Here is a 14,612-nt window from a genome sequence, read left to right as displayed (position 1 = left end):
GTGAGGACCCATGAAACTAAAAATTGCAATGATTGGTGTAGGACTCATCGGCGGTTCACTTGCGCTTTGCTTCAAAGGCAAGCCAGGTGTAACCGTGATGGGTTACGCCCACCTGGATGAACTGAAGGACAAGTACATAGCGAGCGGTGTAGTGGATGATGCCACGCTCTCTCTGGAAGAAGCGGTAGAGGATGCCGACTTTATTTTTTTGTGCGTTCCCGTAGGTCTGCTTGAATCCTATTTCGAGAAGCTCTCCAAGCTGCCATTGAAAAAAGGATGTATCATCACGGACGTAGGAAGTACTAAAGCTTCCATTGCTGCTTGTGCCGAGCATGTCCGGCTGACTAACGCTTACTTCATTGGTGGTCATCCGATGGCAGGGTCGGAGCGTGCAGGTGTGGATGCTGCCTCAGCCGTGTTGTTTGAGAATGCATACTATGTCTTAACTCCTTCAGAACATGTACCTGAAGAAGCTTACAGCAGGTTATCTGAGCTGCTTGCGTATACGCGGGCACAGATCGTGCGTGTGGAGCCTCTGCTGCACGATGACATCGTGGGGGCGATTAGTCATCTGCCACATGTTATTGCTGTAGCGCTGGTGAATCAGGTGCGTGAATATAATGAATCGAATCCACTGTATAAGATGCTGGCTGCAGGTGGCTTCCGGGATATTACCCGGATTGCATCCAGTGATGCGATTGTGTGGAGAGATATCTTGCTTAGCAACCGTGATGTACTGCTGGGTTTGCTTAAGGACTGGAATAGCCAAATGACAGCCTTTACGGATATGTTGGAGCATAAGAACGGTGAAGGCATAGAGGAAGCATTTCGTCAGGCCCGTGAGTTCCGGAGTGTATTGCCTGAACGACGCAAAGGCATGATTTCCCCATTATTTGATCTGTATACGGATGTCCAGGATGCACCGGGTATGATTGGTAAAATTGCAACTGAACTTGGGGCAAATGACATCAACCTGAGCAACTTGGAGATTATTGAAAACCGGGTGGATGTGCCGGGCATTATGCGTCTGTCTTTCCGTCAGGAAGAAGATATGGAACGAGCCAAGACATTATTGGATTCCTTAGGCTATCAAGTGTGGATATAAGGTAAGAAAGAGGGCGAAAGCCCTCTTTTTTGTGGGGTTATATGGGAGTTGTTCAAAGGATTCTTATACGCAAAAAAAAAAGGAGTTATTATCCTGAATTACCGAAAGATATAATTAATTTAAACAATTTCATTTAAGGTGTTGACAAAATGAAAACGTATACATATAATAAGGGTACAGTATGGTTTCTCTCCACTCCTATCCAATAACTGTATTGCTCCACGTGAGCAATGGCCGCTTATGTAAGCGGTCTTTTTTTTGTCTTAAAAAGGTATTGGTTGATTGAATATATAAATATATATATAAATCTCATCTCATTTATCTGCTTACTTTTCGAATCATTTAACCGGCAGGTCACCTTAAATCAAAAAAATATCACATTTTTGTAACCTTTTCATTATATCGTGCGTCTATATAAGCAAGGCTTACCAAAAAGGCTCAAAATGAAGTCATGAACGTGAAAATGACTGCATATGAATGACAGGTCGGGTTCTGTGGATAGCAATGGATTTGCCAGGATGATGCAGACCGTTGTACAATAAATACTGTTAATGTAGAAACGTTGGGGAAATTGCCATTACATAGGGGAATTTGGCGGGAAGGCCAGCTATGGCGCTGAACGCTGTTTATATGCGGTGAAAACCGCAACTTTTTTGTGCCTGTTCGGTAATACATGGATAGAGTCGAACGGGGAGAAGCACATGGATGGGCGAGGAGGGGTCGCACTCAAATGACGGATTCCCAGTTGATTCGAGAGATCAAGGAAGGTAACCTGGAGTTATATTCCGAGCTGATGAGTCGTTATCAGCGTAAAATACTGGCTTTCGTATATCATATGTTGAAAAGTTCCAATATGGAGCTGCTTGCGGAAGATCTCTGTTCTGAGACTTTCTATAAGGCGTTCCGCAGTCTGCACTCTTTCCGTGAGGTGGATGCCTCATTCTCAACCTGGTTATATACCATTGCGAGAAATACGGTACTGAGTGAGCTTCGCAAACAGCGCAGCGGAAATGTCCCACTTGAAGAGAGCGGGATTGTTCCCGTTGCTCCTTCGGAGAATGCACCGGAGTATGCTGTATTGCGCAGCGAGCGGGTGATGCTGGTTAGAGATGCGATTAACAATTTGCCGGAGAAGCAACGTTCTGCGATTATACTCCGCGAGTATGATCAACTAGACTACCAGGAGATTGCGAATATTCTTGGGCAGAGCGTCAGTTCTGTGAAATCGCTATTGTTCAGAGCAAGATCAAGCGTAAAAACTCAATTGGAACCTTATTTCTTCGAACCGGTGTACGAGCCATATGAAGGGATGAAGAACCGATGAACTGCAATGATGCCCAGGAACTGTTTGCACTGGTCTGGGACTTGCCGGAGAATCATCCTCAGCGGATTGCATTTCATGCTCATCTCGCTGGTTGTGAAGAGTGCTCCGAGCAGTTTGAGGTCTGGGAAGAAGCCCAGATCTTGCTGCACAGCATCCCGGTTCCAGTGACAGAACAACAGGCAGAGAGAGTAAACCGTAACGTTATGGACCGGATCTATGCGGAGTCTCCATGGTTATTGCCGGAAGAGGCAAAGGTTAATCGTTTCTCTGCTGCGATCCGCAAGCATATGTCTTTGTGGATTGCCGCGTTCCTGGCTATTTTTTTATGCAGCTTTCTGTATATGGCAATGTTTAAGCCAGACGTATCAGAAGCTGAGCAAACCAAAGTTGTTGCTACAGGTATTCTGGAGACAGGGGTTGCGGGAAGCGGCCCATCGTCATCTGGAATGTATCAGTACAACATGACTGGAGCGGACAGAGGGAGTATCATCGAACCTTTTGTAGTGAGCATGGGACCTGCTTATCCTCAGTATTGGATGGCTCTGTCTTTACTTGCAATAGGTATGGCGTTATTTTCTCTTGGACGTATGCATCGAACCACGAATAAACGTAAACAAAGTGCGAGTGCATAGGTAATAACCTTTCGTTCGCCGTGTGAAGAAATGAGGGATGTAAGTGCGAATCGGGCTTATTCGTCACGGTCTTACAGACTGGAATGCGGCGGGCCGTATACAGGGGCAGACTGATATACCTCTGAATGGGGAAGGTCGTGCACAGGCAGAGCGACTGGGAAGACGTCTGTTGACGGAAGAATACCAGTGGGACCATATCATCACAAGTGGATTATCGCGGGCACAGGAAACAGGCGAGATTATCTCTAAACTGTTAAATGTACCTATGCTTGAGCCGGACGCACGGTTGAAAGAAAGGGCTTTTGGTCAGATTGAAGGTCTGACTTCAGAAGAACGGGTTGCCCGTTGGGGGAAAACCTGGGAGACATTGGACTTGGGACAGGAGCAGATCGCGGATATCCAGATTCGTGCACTGGCGTTTCTGGAAGATCTATGGTCTGCCTATCCAGACCAAAACGTGCTCATTGTCACTCACGGAGCTTTTCTGGCCAACCTGTTAACAGCTTTGTTTAAAGATCGGTATACTGAACGGATTGGAAATCTGTCACTGACGATTCTGGAAAAGGAACGTGATGACTGGAGTCCGTTGTTATATAATTGCACACGACATCTGTCCTTGGACACAGCGAAACAACCTGAGTAACCAACTTGGGTTGTTTTTTTGCGTTCTATGGGAATTAAGGTTTTATATCGATTTCAAACCTCTCATTTTTCTTCTGATTGACCAACTTGAGGCATAGTATGATTAACAAATCCATTTCATAATTTACTAAAGCTATTAGGAAATGGATTCAAACATAAAAGATTTCCTAAAAGAGGTTTAGATTATGGGAATTCCGTCAACGATGTTTACAAAACCAAACTATTTCAGGCTTCAAATCTGCAGCCGAAGTAGTTAACGGGCGAGGCGATGGACCCATGAATCTAGCGGATATGCTTACTTTTGCCGATATTGGCCAGCTTAATCGAATAGCAGACTATTACCAATGTGATTGCAAGCCCAACTCCAAACATGAACTCATCCAGAGTATTCTCGCTACATTGGGCAGCAGACCCTTTTTTGAGCAGCAGGTACGTCAACTGAATCAAGCAGATCAGCGGTTTTTGAACAACTTGTTGTTTGATCCTCGCCAGTATTATGGTATGGAAGAACTCATTGCCATAGCCCGTCAATCGATGGACAAAAAGGAGAGTGAGGCTGGCGCGAGTCCACGTGATCTCATCGTTCGCTTCAATAAGAGTGGATGGTTGTTCAATGGGACAACGCAGCAGACCAGGTATTTGTATCAGGTGCCCCAGGATCTGAAATTAAGATTCAGGGATGTGTTATCCACACATCTGCGAGCAGGAATCACCCAAACAACGGAACCACCTATGTATCGGGATGAGTATCACCTCTTAGCGGATGATCTCAAGCTATTCCTGCAGTTTGTACAGCAGCACGAAATTGCCCTTAACGCCGAAGGCATGATGTACCGACGCTCTCAACAGCAGATTATGGAGCATCTGCACGTTAGTGAGGAATTAGTGGGCAAAGGTGGATGGAGATTCGGATATGGCCGTTCGTTCAAGGATTACCCGGATCGATTCGCCCTTATCTACGACTATGCGTTTCACCATCGTCTGGTTCGTGAGGAGCAAGGCATGCTGAAGCTATCACCAGCTGGAGAAGATAAGTTGGTGGCTGAGAAAACAGCTGAAATGATACAGCTATTTAGGTTTTGGTTAAGATTGTATAAAGGTGCTATACCCAATCTGTCCTCTATTGTGTATTGGACAGGCGAGTGTGCTCAGGAATGGTCAACCGCCGAGTCGCTGTTTCGTCAGATCGGTCCATTCATACAACCATTCTATTATGATACGGCCGAGGCCATTTATGATAACAGAATTGTTAAAATGATGTTGCATCTTGGCATGGTCCGTATCGGAGAACATGAGGAAGGCCGGACTATACAAATGACAGCCTGGGGTTCACGTCTTGCTGCATCCTGTCGTTCCATCACAGGAGACACCACACCTATAATGTTTGACAAGTGAAGGACAAGTTGCTAAAATCACTCCCAAATTAAGGAGTGATAATAATGATAATTCCATACAAAGGTCTACAGCCTCAGTTACACCCTTCGGTATATATGGCTGAAGGTGCCAAACTGATCGGTGATTTGAGAATGGGAGAAGAGTCTTCCGTCTGGTTCAATGCAGTCCTGCGGGCTGATTTGGCTCCTATAATCATTGGAAAGCGCTGTAATATTCAAGATAACGTTGTCGGGCATGTCAATACTGATCAACCTTTGATTTTGGGAGATGATGTTTCAGTAGGGCATACAGCGATCATTCATGGTTGTCAAATTGGAACAGGATCATTAATCGGCATGGGAGCCATTGTGTTGAATGGAGCCGACATTGGCGAATATACGCTGATTGGAGCCGGTTCTGTTGTTACTGAGAATAGTAAAATTCCGCCCTATACTCTTGCTTTGGGGACACCTGCCAAAGTGATACGTGAGCTGACTGACGCCGATCTGGAGCGGATGTCCAGAACTTCACTGGGTTATGTCACCAAAGGAATAGAATATAGGAGCTCTTAAATCCGTTTTGGAGGTGCATCCTATTGGATAAAATGAAAGTTACGTATGAAGTCATGTTGGGGCTGGCAGCTGAGATGGTGTGGGACGAAGCGCTTCGCAAGCAGCGCAGCGAGAAGCTCTATTTGGAAATCGATAAAGCGTTAGCTACCGGAGACGAAGTAGCTTTCCGGAGTCTGACGGATGAACTGAGGACCATAAACTGATGGGCAACATATATCCTTTCTGAGATAAAAGGGAATGCGCAGACGCGTGTTTCCTTTTTTGATATGTGAAATTTCACAATGAATGTCTGGATTTATAAGATATGCTCATATATAATATGGGAATAAAATGGATAGAGAGGGGATATAGGGAATTGAAATTCAGTGAGATGACTCAAGACAGCTGGGCTGAACTGCAACTCTATCTGGATACATGCCTTATTCCATACACAGCTCTTAGCGGTGAGCAGTCGCCGGTTGAAGTTACCGAGGCATTGGAGCGGCTGAGAGATTTTCTGGATCTGGTCGAAATTCCTTTCAAAGGGAGAATCATGACTTATCCAGCCTTTCACTATGCTAATCCGGAATTGTCAATGACATTAAATTCCTTGTCTTCACAGCTTAAGTCTTCAGGGTTCAAATATGTGGTTATTATGTCATCAGATGGTCATTTGGATGAGGTGGAAATTCCATCTGCTGATCTGGTTTTGAGTCGGTCTGTGTTAACTCATATGGTTGGAGAAGACGGAATTGCGAGATTTGTAGGGGAAAAAATACGAGAGTTGTGGAAAAAGTAGGTTTCGGCCGCAAATGTGACAATTTTACAACATTTTTTTAATAACGCTTACAATTGAACCTTAAAAATGTGTGACAAATTCTTGACGGTGTTCTAGGGCTACTATATGATTATGTATGTTCTAGTAAGTCGTGGAATTTATGAAAATGAAAACGTTTGAGAGAGTTGGCTGAAAAAGGGGGTTGGAGACAGTATGAGCAGTGAGCATGACGACCACGAAGCTTCATTGAAATTGCCAAGCCGCATGGAGATGTCACGCAGGCAGTTTTTGACGTACACGCTTGGTGGAGCTACAGCCTACATGGCCGCCGGTGCAATCCTTCCTATGGTCCGTTTTGCGGTGGACCCGATTTTGCAACATAAGGGAGAAGGCACCTCTGTCAAAGTAGCTGAAATCAGCAAAATTACGAATGAGCCTCAAGAATTTACCTTTGAACTTAAACAACAGGATGGTTGGTATCTGAGTAATGCATCGTTAGTGGCGTGGATTCGCAAAGACGAACAGGGGAAAATTTATGCACTCTCACCTATCTGTAAACATCTGGGATGTACAGTAGGTTGGAATAGTGACAAGCAGTACCCTGACGAGTATCATTGCCCCTGCCATGGCGCGCACTATGACAAGGAAGGGAAGAATCTTGCCGTAGCCCCCAAACCGCTGGATGAGTACGTAGTCAAGGAAGAGCAGGGTTGGGTATATCTGGGCGACATTGTTCCGAACACCCGAGTGAATTAGGAGGCGTGAACGCAGATGTTTAAAAATGTCTATGACTGGATTGACGAGCGTCTCGACATCACTCCAATCTGGCGGGACGTTGCGGATCATGAAGTTCCAGAGCATGTAAATCCGGCTCATCACTTTTCCGCATTCGTATACTGCTTTGGTGGATTGACGTTCTTTATTACCGTTATTCAGATTCTGTCAGGCATGTTCCTGACCATGTATTACGTACCTGATATTATCAATGCCTACGCAAGTGTGGAGTACCTGCAGACCAAAGTAGCCTTCGGCCAAATTGTTCGCGGCATGCACCACTGGGGAGCCAGTCTGGTTATCGTAATGATGTTTTTACATACGATGCGTGTGTTCTTTACAGGCTCTTACAAGGCACCGCGTGAAATGAACTGGGTTGTCGGCATGTTGATCTTTTTCGTCATGTTGGGCCTGGGGTTGACAGGGTACTTGTTGCCATGGGATAACAAAGCCTATTTTGCAACAAAAGTAACACTGGAGATTGCCAATACGGTTCCTTGGTTAGGACCAATTATTAAAGAATTCCTGCAAGGCGGTACGATTGTCGGTGCACAGACACTAACCCGATTCTTTGCCCTGCACGTATTCTTCCTCCCCGCTGTGCTTCTGGTGCTTCTGGTCGGACACTTTATCATGATCCGCAGACAGGGCATTTCGGGACCACTATAAACGAAAGAAGGGAGGAATCGCAATGGCTCACGGACATAAGAAGCATGATGAGGAAAAGGTTATCTTTGTCGGTGATTCACGGGTCCGTAAAGGCGCGGGATTCATTACCCCTCCTGATTACACGGCGTATCCCGGCAAATCAGAGGCCTTTATTCCCAACTTCCTGCTGAAAGAATGGATGGTTGGTGTCGTTGTATTGGTGGGGATTCTGGTTCTCACGATCTCAGAACCTGCACCTTTGGGCTATCCGGCCAATCCGAGCGCATCCGTAATTCCTATGCCGGACTGGTACTTCCTTTTTCTGTATCAGTACTTGAAGTATCCATACGCATCGGGCGATTACGTTCTGCTCGGCGTACTGGGGGTCAGCGGAGTCGCTTTTGGAGCTTTGCTGCTGGCACCATTCCTGGATACAGGCAAGGAGCGGCGTTTCTATAAACGCCCAATTGCTTCATCACTGATGATTTTGTCGGTCATTTCTGTATTCTACTTGACGAATGTAGCGTGGACGCACTACGAACATGAATTGGAAGCAAGTGGACAGAAGCCTGAACATATTCAACGTGAAGAAGAAGCGCTGGAACGACGTGAACAGGGGCTACCACCAGTTTCCAACGCACCCGGACAGCAAGAGGAAGTTGCGATCGTGGAACAGGATGATCCTGCCATGGAAACGTACAAGAAGGCCGGTTGTATTGGCTGCCATGCGGCTGACATGAAGGGCGCGAGCGGACCTTCACTTCGGGGTGTGGGTGACAATCACAGCCAGGAAGAGATTCTCACCATTATTAAAGAAGGTTATAACGAAATGCCTCCACAATACAATAATGCCATCGCTCAAGGTGTTACTGATGAAGAGATCACTCATCTAACCGAATGGCTTGCGAAACAGAAAGCAGAACAGTAAAATCGAAATAACCAATGAAACCTGATCGTTTATGCGGTCAGGTTTTTTTGAAGTGTTTTTTGGTGGACTGCACTGTATCGTGCACAATATATGATGAAGGAAGGGGCAGGGAACGTGGCTTTATCGTTTTTCTGGAGTAGGGAATTTCTAACCAATCGTTATTTCCTGTGGCTATTATTTTGGTGTAATGCGGTAGGAACGGTATACGGATACATTTGGTACGGAGAGCAAATGAAATTGACGCTGGCTGAGCAACCAGTGTGGCAGATCGTATTTGTGCCGGATAGTCCAACAGCGAGTTTGTTTTTTACTTTAGCGTTGTTATGGGTCTTGTACCCACCAAGGTCCATCATGATCAAACGGATCGGACATGTGATTCAGGCGCTTGCCGTGGTCACATCTGTGAAATATGGCGTGTGGGCCGTGTCCATTATTTTCGCTGGCTGGATGCAAGGCGGTACACAGCACTGGCAAGACTGGATGTTGATTGCTTCGCATAGTGCGATGGCCATTGAAGCTCTGATTTATGTACGCTTTTTCGGCTTCCGCTGGGCTGCCCTTATCGTTGCAGGTCTCTGGACGCTGTTGAACGATACGATGGATTATACATACGATATTTACCCTTGGTTACCCGCTTCCCTCTATGATCATGTAGATGGTGTACGTAATTTCACTTTCGGGCTGACGCTGGTGAGCATTCTGTGTGCATGGCTTGCGCTCAGACAAGCGAAACGAACCTGATCCCAGATCTTCTGCTTGTTCTAACGAACTGTCCACCGCCATACATTGGTGGTGGGAGGGATGTCCATGAAGAGAACGTTCAGGATCAAAACCGGCTTATTGGTGGTATCGTTCATGGCTCTGCTGCTTTGGACGAACTTAGCATATCGTGTATCCGCGCAAAGTGAAGCATTGAATTCGATGTCAGATCAGCAAGTGTCCACAAGCAATTCAATAACACAACTGAATGAGGAAGCAGCACTATTGTATCGTCAGGCGCTTGAAAACAATATTGAAGAAGTGCGAGGAAGCATTCTGCGTATCAGTAAAAGTCTGGAGCATATTTCTTTTGAGGGACAAACAACAGTCGAGGGCATTCACGCCTTGTCCGAAACCATTGTTGAAGTGAAACAAGCCGTTGTGAGGGTGAAAAATGACGATGCTTCTCTTCAGCAGTCCTCTGCCAAACTCAGACTTGCAGCAGATAGTCTCGCAAATCCAACCAAGCCTTTATGGCTGCAATATTATAAAATCGTAAAAAACGATCTGGACGCTTTATCCGCTGCTACAAATCAAGGGCAAACTGCTGCCGTACTGGCAAACCGCTACTCTGTTTTGGAGGAGCATTATGAGACCATTCGTCCTGCTGCACTGATTCGCCGTGAACCGTATGAGATTGCTCAGATGGACGCCTGGTTATCTCATACCAAAGGGCTTACCGCTGCAAAGCAGCCTGATCTTACTCAGTTAAAGAGCATGGTGGGCCACGGGGAGGAACTGGTGAACCAGTTATTTGGTCGCGAGAAGGACGAGAGTGCCTTTGTACCGTTTGTACAGGGTCCTGATCGCAGGGCAGCGGGGCTGCTGATTAGCTCAGTCATTGTGGCGACGCTAAGTTACGCTGGATATCGTAAATATCGTGCACAGCAGCAGGGGGTTTTTCCTTTTCGGCGTTAATTGGATATGAACGTCAGCATGGGATGTAACTTAAAAAAAGCCTCTTTTTGCATAAACAGCCATGCGGCTCTTCATGTGAAAAGAGGTTTCTTTGTAGCTTCTGTGAGATGTCAGCTTTCTTTGAAACCTTCTCCATGTACATCGTGAACATCACTGATGATCACAAAAGCCCTGGGATCAATGGAACGTACGATGGTCTGCAGACGCCTGAACTCTTGCCTGGAGATCACGCAGTAGGCCATGTGTTTTGCCTGTTTGGAGTACGCGCCAATGGCTGGAATGAGGGTAACGCCGCGATCCATGTCCCGTGTGATCTGGTCGGCAATCTCGGGTGCATGGTCACTAATAATCATAAATGCCCGTGCAGAATATGCACCTTCCTGTATAAAGTCGATGACTTTGGAAGCGATGAATACAGCTACGAGCGTATACAGAATTTTTTCTTTGGGGATGTAGATGAGCGAGAGCCCGATAATGACAAAATCGATGCCCAGTAGTACTCGTCCCATACTCCACCCATACTTGCGGTTGAGAATACGAGCAATGATGTCTGAACCGCCGGTCGTTCCACCCCAACGAAATACGATGCCAAGACCGGCTCCAAGGGTGACGCCTGCATATAGTGCTGCTAACAGTAAGTCATTCTCGGTATGTAATGGTTCTATCCAGCCCAGATGAATCAACTTCTCAAACAACCATAGAAAAACGGTCAAGGCCCCGATTCCGATACCCGTATAGATCATCTGTCGTCCGCCCAAAATTTTGAGCCCGATCAGAAAGAGGGGAACATTAAGAATCAAGGTCGTAAGTGAAGGTGAGATGCCGAATGCGTAATTGATCAGCACGGTCACCCCGGTGAGTCCACCTTCCATAAGCTGGTTGGGGATAATAAAATAGAGGAGCCCAAAGGCATATAAGGCTGTACCCAGCAGGATGGGAAGAACCAGTTTAACTTGAACCCAGGTTTTGGCAGTGCTCATAAGATCCCTCGCTGTAGATAAATTAGAATGAAGAAGCAATCATTCCCATCCTAGTATACCTGTTTATTGATTCTTTAAAAATGATTTGTCGCTGATGATGGTGGAAGTGAATCTAAATAACTGATATTATTAGGAACAAATACGACATCATTTCAAAAGGAGAATCCGTTCTCATGGAGAAAAGCATCGCAGAAATGCAGCGTGAGGTTGATCAGTATATCTCCCAGTTCAAGGAGGGTTATTTCAGTCCTCTGGCCATGTTGGCCCGGATGTCTGAAGAGGTTGGGGAACTTGCCAGGGAAGTGAATCATGAGTTCGGTGAGAAGCCGAAGAAATCTTCCGAAGCAGCCAATTCCATTGAACTTGAGCTTGGAGATATTTTATTTATCACGATTTGTTTTGCAAACTCGCTGGGAATTGATCTGGCTGAGGCACACGACAAAGTCATGCATAAATTTAACACCCGCGATGCCAATCGGTGGACTCCCAAAAACACCGATTAGGCGTAGATTACATATGCTGTACCATCACCCGATCGGGGAGGGTCAGCTGAATGATGAAACCGGAAGAATATATGCAGCAGGCTTACCGCTGTATATTGCAAAATGATTTTGAGCAGGCGATTCGTTGGTTCGAGTCAGCCATTCACGCTCATCCAACACATGCGGAACTATATTATCGCTGTTCCATTACACACGCCCGCAGCAAGCATCTGATTCCAGCGCTTGAATATGCGCGCAAGGCGGTTGAATTGGCTCCAGGAACAGAAGAGTATATTTTACATCTGCAGACATTGGAAGCGAAACAATTGACTTCCAGAGCGAAGTTGCTGTTGGAGCAGGCAGGTATTGCAACACAGGAGCGCTTTGTGGAAGCGTCAACGCTTCTGCAAGAAGCGGTCAGACTTGATCCACTATCCGTGGAAGCTCATGTGATGCTTGCGCTGGCTTACAGTGATTTGAATGAATTTGACTATGCAATTCAGGCGCTGCGTGAGGCCATTTTACTGGACCCGCAGAATGGGCAACTGCATCAGTTGTTACAGGAAATCAAGCAACGTATGAACTCCATTCAATAAGAATTCGATCGCAAAGATTTCTTTCGAATTGAAATGGATTCAACGAAATGATCCAACATAGTGAGGAGATGCAGTCAATATGAGTGAAGTAATTAGAGTTGCCGTGATCGGAGCGGCTGGCCGAATGGGCCGTGAAGTTGTGAAGTTGGTACTTCAGGACCCGGAATTGGAGCTTGCAGCGGCTGTCAACCGCTCCGGAGCAGGCACGGATGCAGGAACCCTTGTTGGTTTGCCGGAGTGTGGGGTGCTGGTGACTGATGATATCGAAATGGCGTTTGCCGAAACAAAACCTCAGGTTATGGTTGATTTTACAGTGCCGCAATATGCTTTTGCACATACCGAGATCGCAATCCGTCATGGAGTTCGACCTGTCATGGGTGTTACCGGCTTTACGCCGGAGCAGATTGAACAGTTGGACAAGCAGTGCCAGGACAAAGGAATTGGAGGGCTTATTGCCCCTAACTTCTCGATCGGTGCCATTCTGATGATGCGATTCGCAGCACAGGCTGCCAAACATATGCCTAATGTGGAGATTATCGAATATCACGGGGATCAGAAGCTGGATGCTCCTTCTGGAACAGCGATCAAAACTGCGGAACTGATTGCAGCCAATCGGGAAGAACTTCGTCAGGGTAATCCGAATGAAGAAGAAACCATTGAAGGATCACGCGGTGGTTATTACAACGGTTTCCGAATTCACAGTGTACGATTGCCTGGCGTGTTCGCGCAGCAGGAAGTTGTTTTCGGAGACTATGGGCAGTCACTTAAAATTCGGCATGACTCCTACGAGCGCGCAGGTTATATGCCTGGTGTTAAAATTGGTGTGCAAAAGGTTATGGAATATACAGGTATGATCTACGGATTTGACCACTTTATCGACTAAAAGGAGATTGTCATGTTGAAAATAGCATTTATCGCCCATGATCGTAAAAAAGAAGAGATGGTTAATTTCGTGACAGCTTATGAGCCTGTTTTTACGGACCATCAATTGTATTCTACAGGAACAACAGGCCTTCGTATTATGGAAGGAACGTCTCTGAAGATTCATCGATTCGAATCAGGCCCACTGGGCGGAGATCAGCAGATTGGAGCTTTGGTTGCGCAAAATGAGATGGATCTGATTATTTTCCTGCGCGATCCATTGATGGCACAACCTCACGAGCCGGATATTAATGCGTTGTTACGTCTTTGTGATGTGCAGGGCATTCCACTTGCCACCAATATCGCAACAGCAGAGATTCTGGTTAAGGCTCTGGATCGTGGCGATTTTGCCTGGAGAGAGCTGGTACATAAATACAAGCCGGAGGCTGGATTGAATTCGGGTGATTCCGAATGAGTCTGGATATTCTCATCTTTGGAGCACATGCGGACGATGCCGAGATTGGTATGGGTGGAACGATTGCCAAACATACCGCTGCTGGCTTGAAAGTAGGCGTGTGTGATCTGACTCGTGCTGAGATGTCTTCCAATGGAACAGTAGAGCGCAGAACCGAGGAAGCGGAGCAAGCCTCCCGCGTCCTCGGTCTTTCGTGTCGAACGAATCTGGGGCTTCCTGATCGTGGGTTGTATCTTACGCCTGAACATGTACAGGCGATAACGGCTGAGATACGGCGTCACGCCCCACGGATGGTATTTGCTCCCTATTGGGAAGATCGTCATCCGGATCATGTCAATTGCAGTAAGCTTGTGCAGGAGGCTGTATTTAACGCGAAACTTCGGAACTACATGCCCGGCATGCCTGCCGTGCAGGTGAAGGAACTTTATTTTTACTTTATTAATGACATTGGACCTGTGGATTTGATTGTCGATATTACGGAACACTATGAGCAAAAAGAAACGTCATTGCTCTCTTATCGTTCCCAATTCGAACAGGGAGAAGGTGTGGTCTCAACGCCATTGAATCAAGGGTATATTGAACGTGTAAGAGCCCGTGATTCCTTGCTTGGACAACGCAGTTTCATCCCGTTCGCAGAAGGTTTTGCTACAATTACACCTTACGTGGTTCATCAATTTGGCCCGAGTCCCCAATAAACGATTTCATAATTTACGTGTTAATGAGACGAAAGTTTCATTATTCCGTTGCATTTGCATTATATCAACCTGCATGAAGCGGGAGATCAA

Annotated in this window: 19 protein-coding genes; 18 read left to right on the top strand and 1 reads right to left on the bottom strand. The window is 46.3% G+C overall.

Features of this window, described 5'->3' with window-relative positions; translation table 11 throughout:
- Positions 1-10 precede the first annotated feature (10 nt).
- The 13 genes from ACTHPG_RS13310 to ACTHPG_RS13250 all read left to right on the top strand — a co-directional run bounded on the left by ACTHPG_RS13310 (position 11) and on the right by ACTHPG_RS13250 (position 10,433).
- Positions 11-1,105 (top strand): prephenate dehydrogenase, encoded by a 1,095-nt coding sequence (locus tag ACTHPG_RS13310; protein WP_440389874.1) that lies wholly within the window; start codon positions 11-13, stop codon positions 1,103-1,105.
- A gap of 730 nt (positions 1,106-1,835) precedes the next feature.
- Complete coding sequence (locus tag ACTHPG_RS13305) at positions 1,836-2,429, top strand: RNA polymerase sigma factor (RefSeq protein ID WP_062835180.1); 594 nt, start codon at positions 1,836-1,838, stop codon at positions 2,427-2,429.
- Entirely contained in the window at positions 2,426-3,061 is a 636-nt protein-coding gene (locus ACTHPG_RS13300) for an anti-sigma factor family protein (RefSeq protein WP_440389873.1), read from the top strand. Before ACTHPG_RS13305 ends, ACTHPG_RS13300 begins: the two co-directional genes overlap by 4 nt.
- 43 nt (positions 3,062-3,104) lie before the next feature.
- A complete protein-coding gene (locus tag ACTHPG_RS13295) occupies positions 3,105-3,704 on the top strand; it encodes a histidine phosphatase family protein (RefSeq protein WP_440389872.1) in 600 nt (199 codons plus the stop codon).
- 275 nt (positions 3,705-3,979) lie between these two features.
- Positions 3,980-5,098, top strand: coding sequence for a hypothetical protein (locus tag ACTHPG_RS13290; RefSeq protein ID WP_440389871.1), 1,119 nt, complete (start codon positions 3,980-3,982; stop codon positions 5,096-5,098).
- Between the two features lie 44 nt (positions 5,099-5,142).
- Positions 5,143-5,649 (top strand): gamma carbonic anhydrase family protein, encoded by a 507-nt coding sequence (locus ACTHPG_RS13285; protein ID WP_440389869.1) that lies wholly within the window; start codon positions 5,143-5,145, stop codon positions 5,647-5,649.
- Positions 5,650-5,672: 23 nt separating this feature from the next.
- Positions 5,673-5,852 (top strand): IDEAL domain-containing protein, encoded by a 180-nt coding sequence (locus tag ACTHPG_RS13280; RefSeq protein WP_017687723.1) that lies wholly within the window; start codon positions 5,673-5,675, stop codon positions 5,850-5,852.
- Positions 5,853-6,004: 152 nt separating this feature from the next.
- Positions 6,005-6,427, top strand: coding sequence for a DUF2487 family protein (locus tag ACTHPG_RS13275; protein ID WP_440389867.1), 423 nt, complete (start codon positions 6,005-6,007; stop codon positions 6,425-6,427).
- Positions 6,428-6,619: 192 nt separating this feature from the next.
- Positions 6,620-7,162, top strand: coding sequence for a ubiquinol-cytochrome c reductase iron-sulfur subunit (locus ACTHPG_RS13270; RefSeq protein WP_278294411.1), 543 nt, complete (start codon positions 6,620-6,622; stop codon positions 7,160-7,162).
- Between the two features lie 15 nt (positions 7,163-7,177).
- Positions 7,178-7,849 (top strand): menaquinol-cytochrome c reductase cytochrome b subunit, encoded by a 672-nt coding sequence (gene qcrB, locus ACTHPG_RS13265; RefSeq protein WP_017687726.1) that lies wholly within the window; start codon positions 7,178-7,180, stop codon positions 7,847-7,849.
- 22 nt (positions 7,850-7,871) lie between these two features.
- Positions 7,872-8,756 carry a c-type cytochrome gene (locus tag ACTHPG_RS13260; protein ID WP_440389865.1) on the top strand — a complete coding sequence of 295 codons (885 nt, stop codon included), beginning with the start codon at positions 7,872-7,874 and terminating at the stop codon, positions 8,754-8,756.
- Between the two features lie 114 nt (positions 8,757-8,870).
- Positions 8,871-9,497: a DUF1405 domain-containing protein gene (locus tag ACTHPG_RS13255; protein WP_440389864.1), complete on the top strand. Its 627-nt coding sequence runs from the start codon at positions 8,871-8,873 to the stop codon at positions 9,495-9,497.
- Between the two features lie 66 nt (positions 9,498-9,563).
- Positions 9,564-10,433, top strand: a complete 870-nt coding sequence (locus ACTHPG_RS13250) for a sporulation protein YpjB (RefSeq protein WP_440389863.1) — start codon at positions 9,564-9,566, stop codon at positions 10,431-10,433.
- Positions 10,434-10,543: 110 nt separating this feature from the next.
- Here ACTHPG_RS13250 and ACTHPG_RS13245 read toward each other — a convergent pair whose 3' ends face one another.
- Positions 10,544-11,413 carry a YitT family protein gene (locus tag ACTHPG_RS13245; protein WP_253438555.1) on the bottom strand — a complete coding sequence of 290 codons (870 nt, stop codon included), beginning with the start codon at positions 11,411-11,413 and terminating at the stop codon, positions 10,544-10,546.
- A 173-nt stretch (positions 11,414-11,586) separates the two neighbouring features.
- Between ACTHPG_RS13245 and ACTHPG_RS13240 the strand changes: the two genes are divergently transcribed.
- From ACTHPG_RS13240 to bshB1, 5 genes are all read left to right on the top strand, one after another.
- Positions 11,587-11,916: a nucleotide pyrophosphohydrolase gene (locus ACTHPG_RS13240; RefSeq protein WP_017687732.1), complete on the top strand. Its 330-nt coding sequence runs from the start codon at positions 11,587-11,589 to the stop codon at positions 11,914-11,916.
- A gap of 50 nt (positions 11,917-11,966) precedes the next feature.
- On the top strand, positions 11,967-12,491 hold the full coding sequence (locus tag ACTHPG_RS13235; RefSeq protein WP_440389860.1) for a tetratricopeptide repeat protein: 525 nt from the start codon (positions 11,967-11,969) through the stop codon (positions 12,489-12,491).
- 79 nt (positions 12,492-12,570) lie between these two features.
- Positions 12,571-13,374 carry a 4-hydroxy-tetrahydrodipicolinate reductase gene (dapB, locus tag ACTHPG_RS13230; protein ID WP_339235159.1) on the top strand — a complete coding sequence of 268 codons (804 nt, stop codon included), beginning with the start codon at positions 12,571-12,573 and terminating at the stop codon, positions 13,372-13,374.
- Positions 13,375-13,386: 12 nt separating this feature from the next.
- Positions 13,387-13,827, top strand: a complete 441-nt coding sequence (gene mgsA / locus ACTHPG_RS13225) for a methylglyoxal synthase (protein ID WP_017687735.1) — start codon at positions 13,387-13,389, stop codon at positions 13,825-13,827.
- A complete protein-coding gene (gene bshB1, locus ACTHPG_RS13220; RefSeq protein ID WP_440389858.1) occupies positions 13,824-14,522 on the top strand; it encodes a bacillithiol biosynthesis deacetylase BshB1 in 699 nt (232 codons plus the stop codon). The genes mgsA and bshB1 overlap by 4 nt, the downstream gene beginning before the upstream one ends.
- Positions 14,523-14,612: the final 90 nt, after the last annotated feature.

Source organism: Paenibacillus sp. SAF-068 (assembly GCF_051967555.1).
In the GTDB taxonomy this organism is placed as follows: Bacteria; Bacillota; Bacilli; order Paenibacillales; family Paenibacillaceae; genus Paenibacillus.
This window is presented reverse-complemented; position numbering and strand designations above follow the sequence as displayed.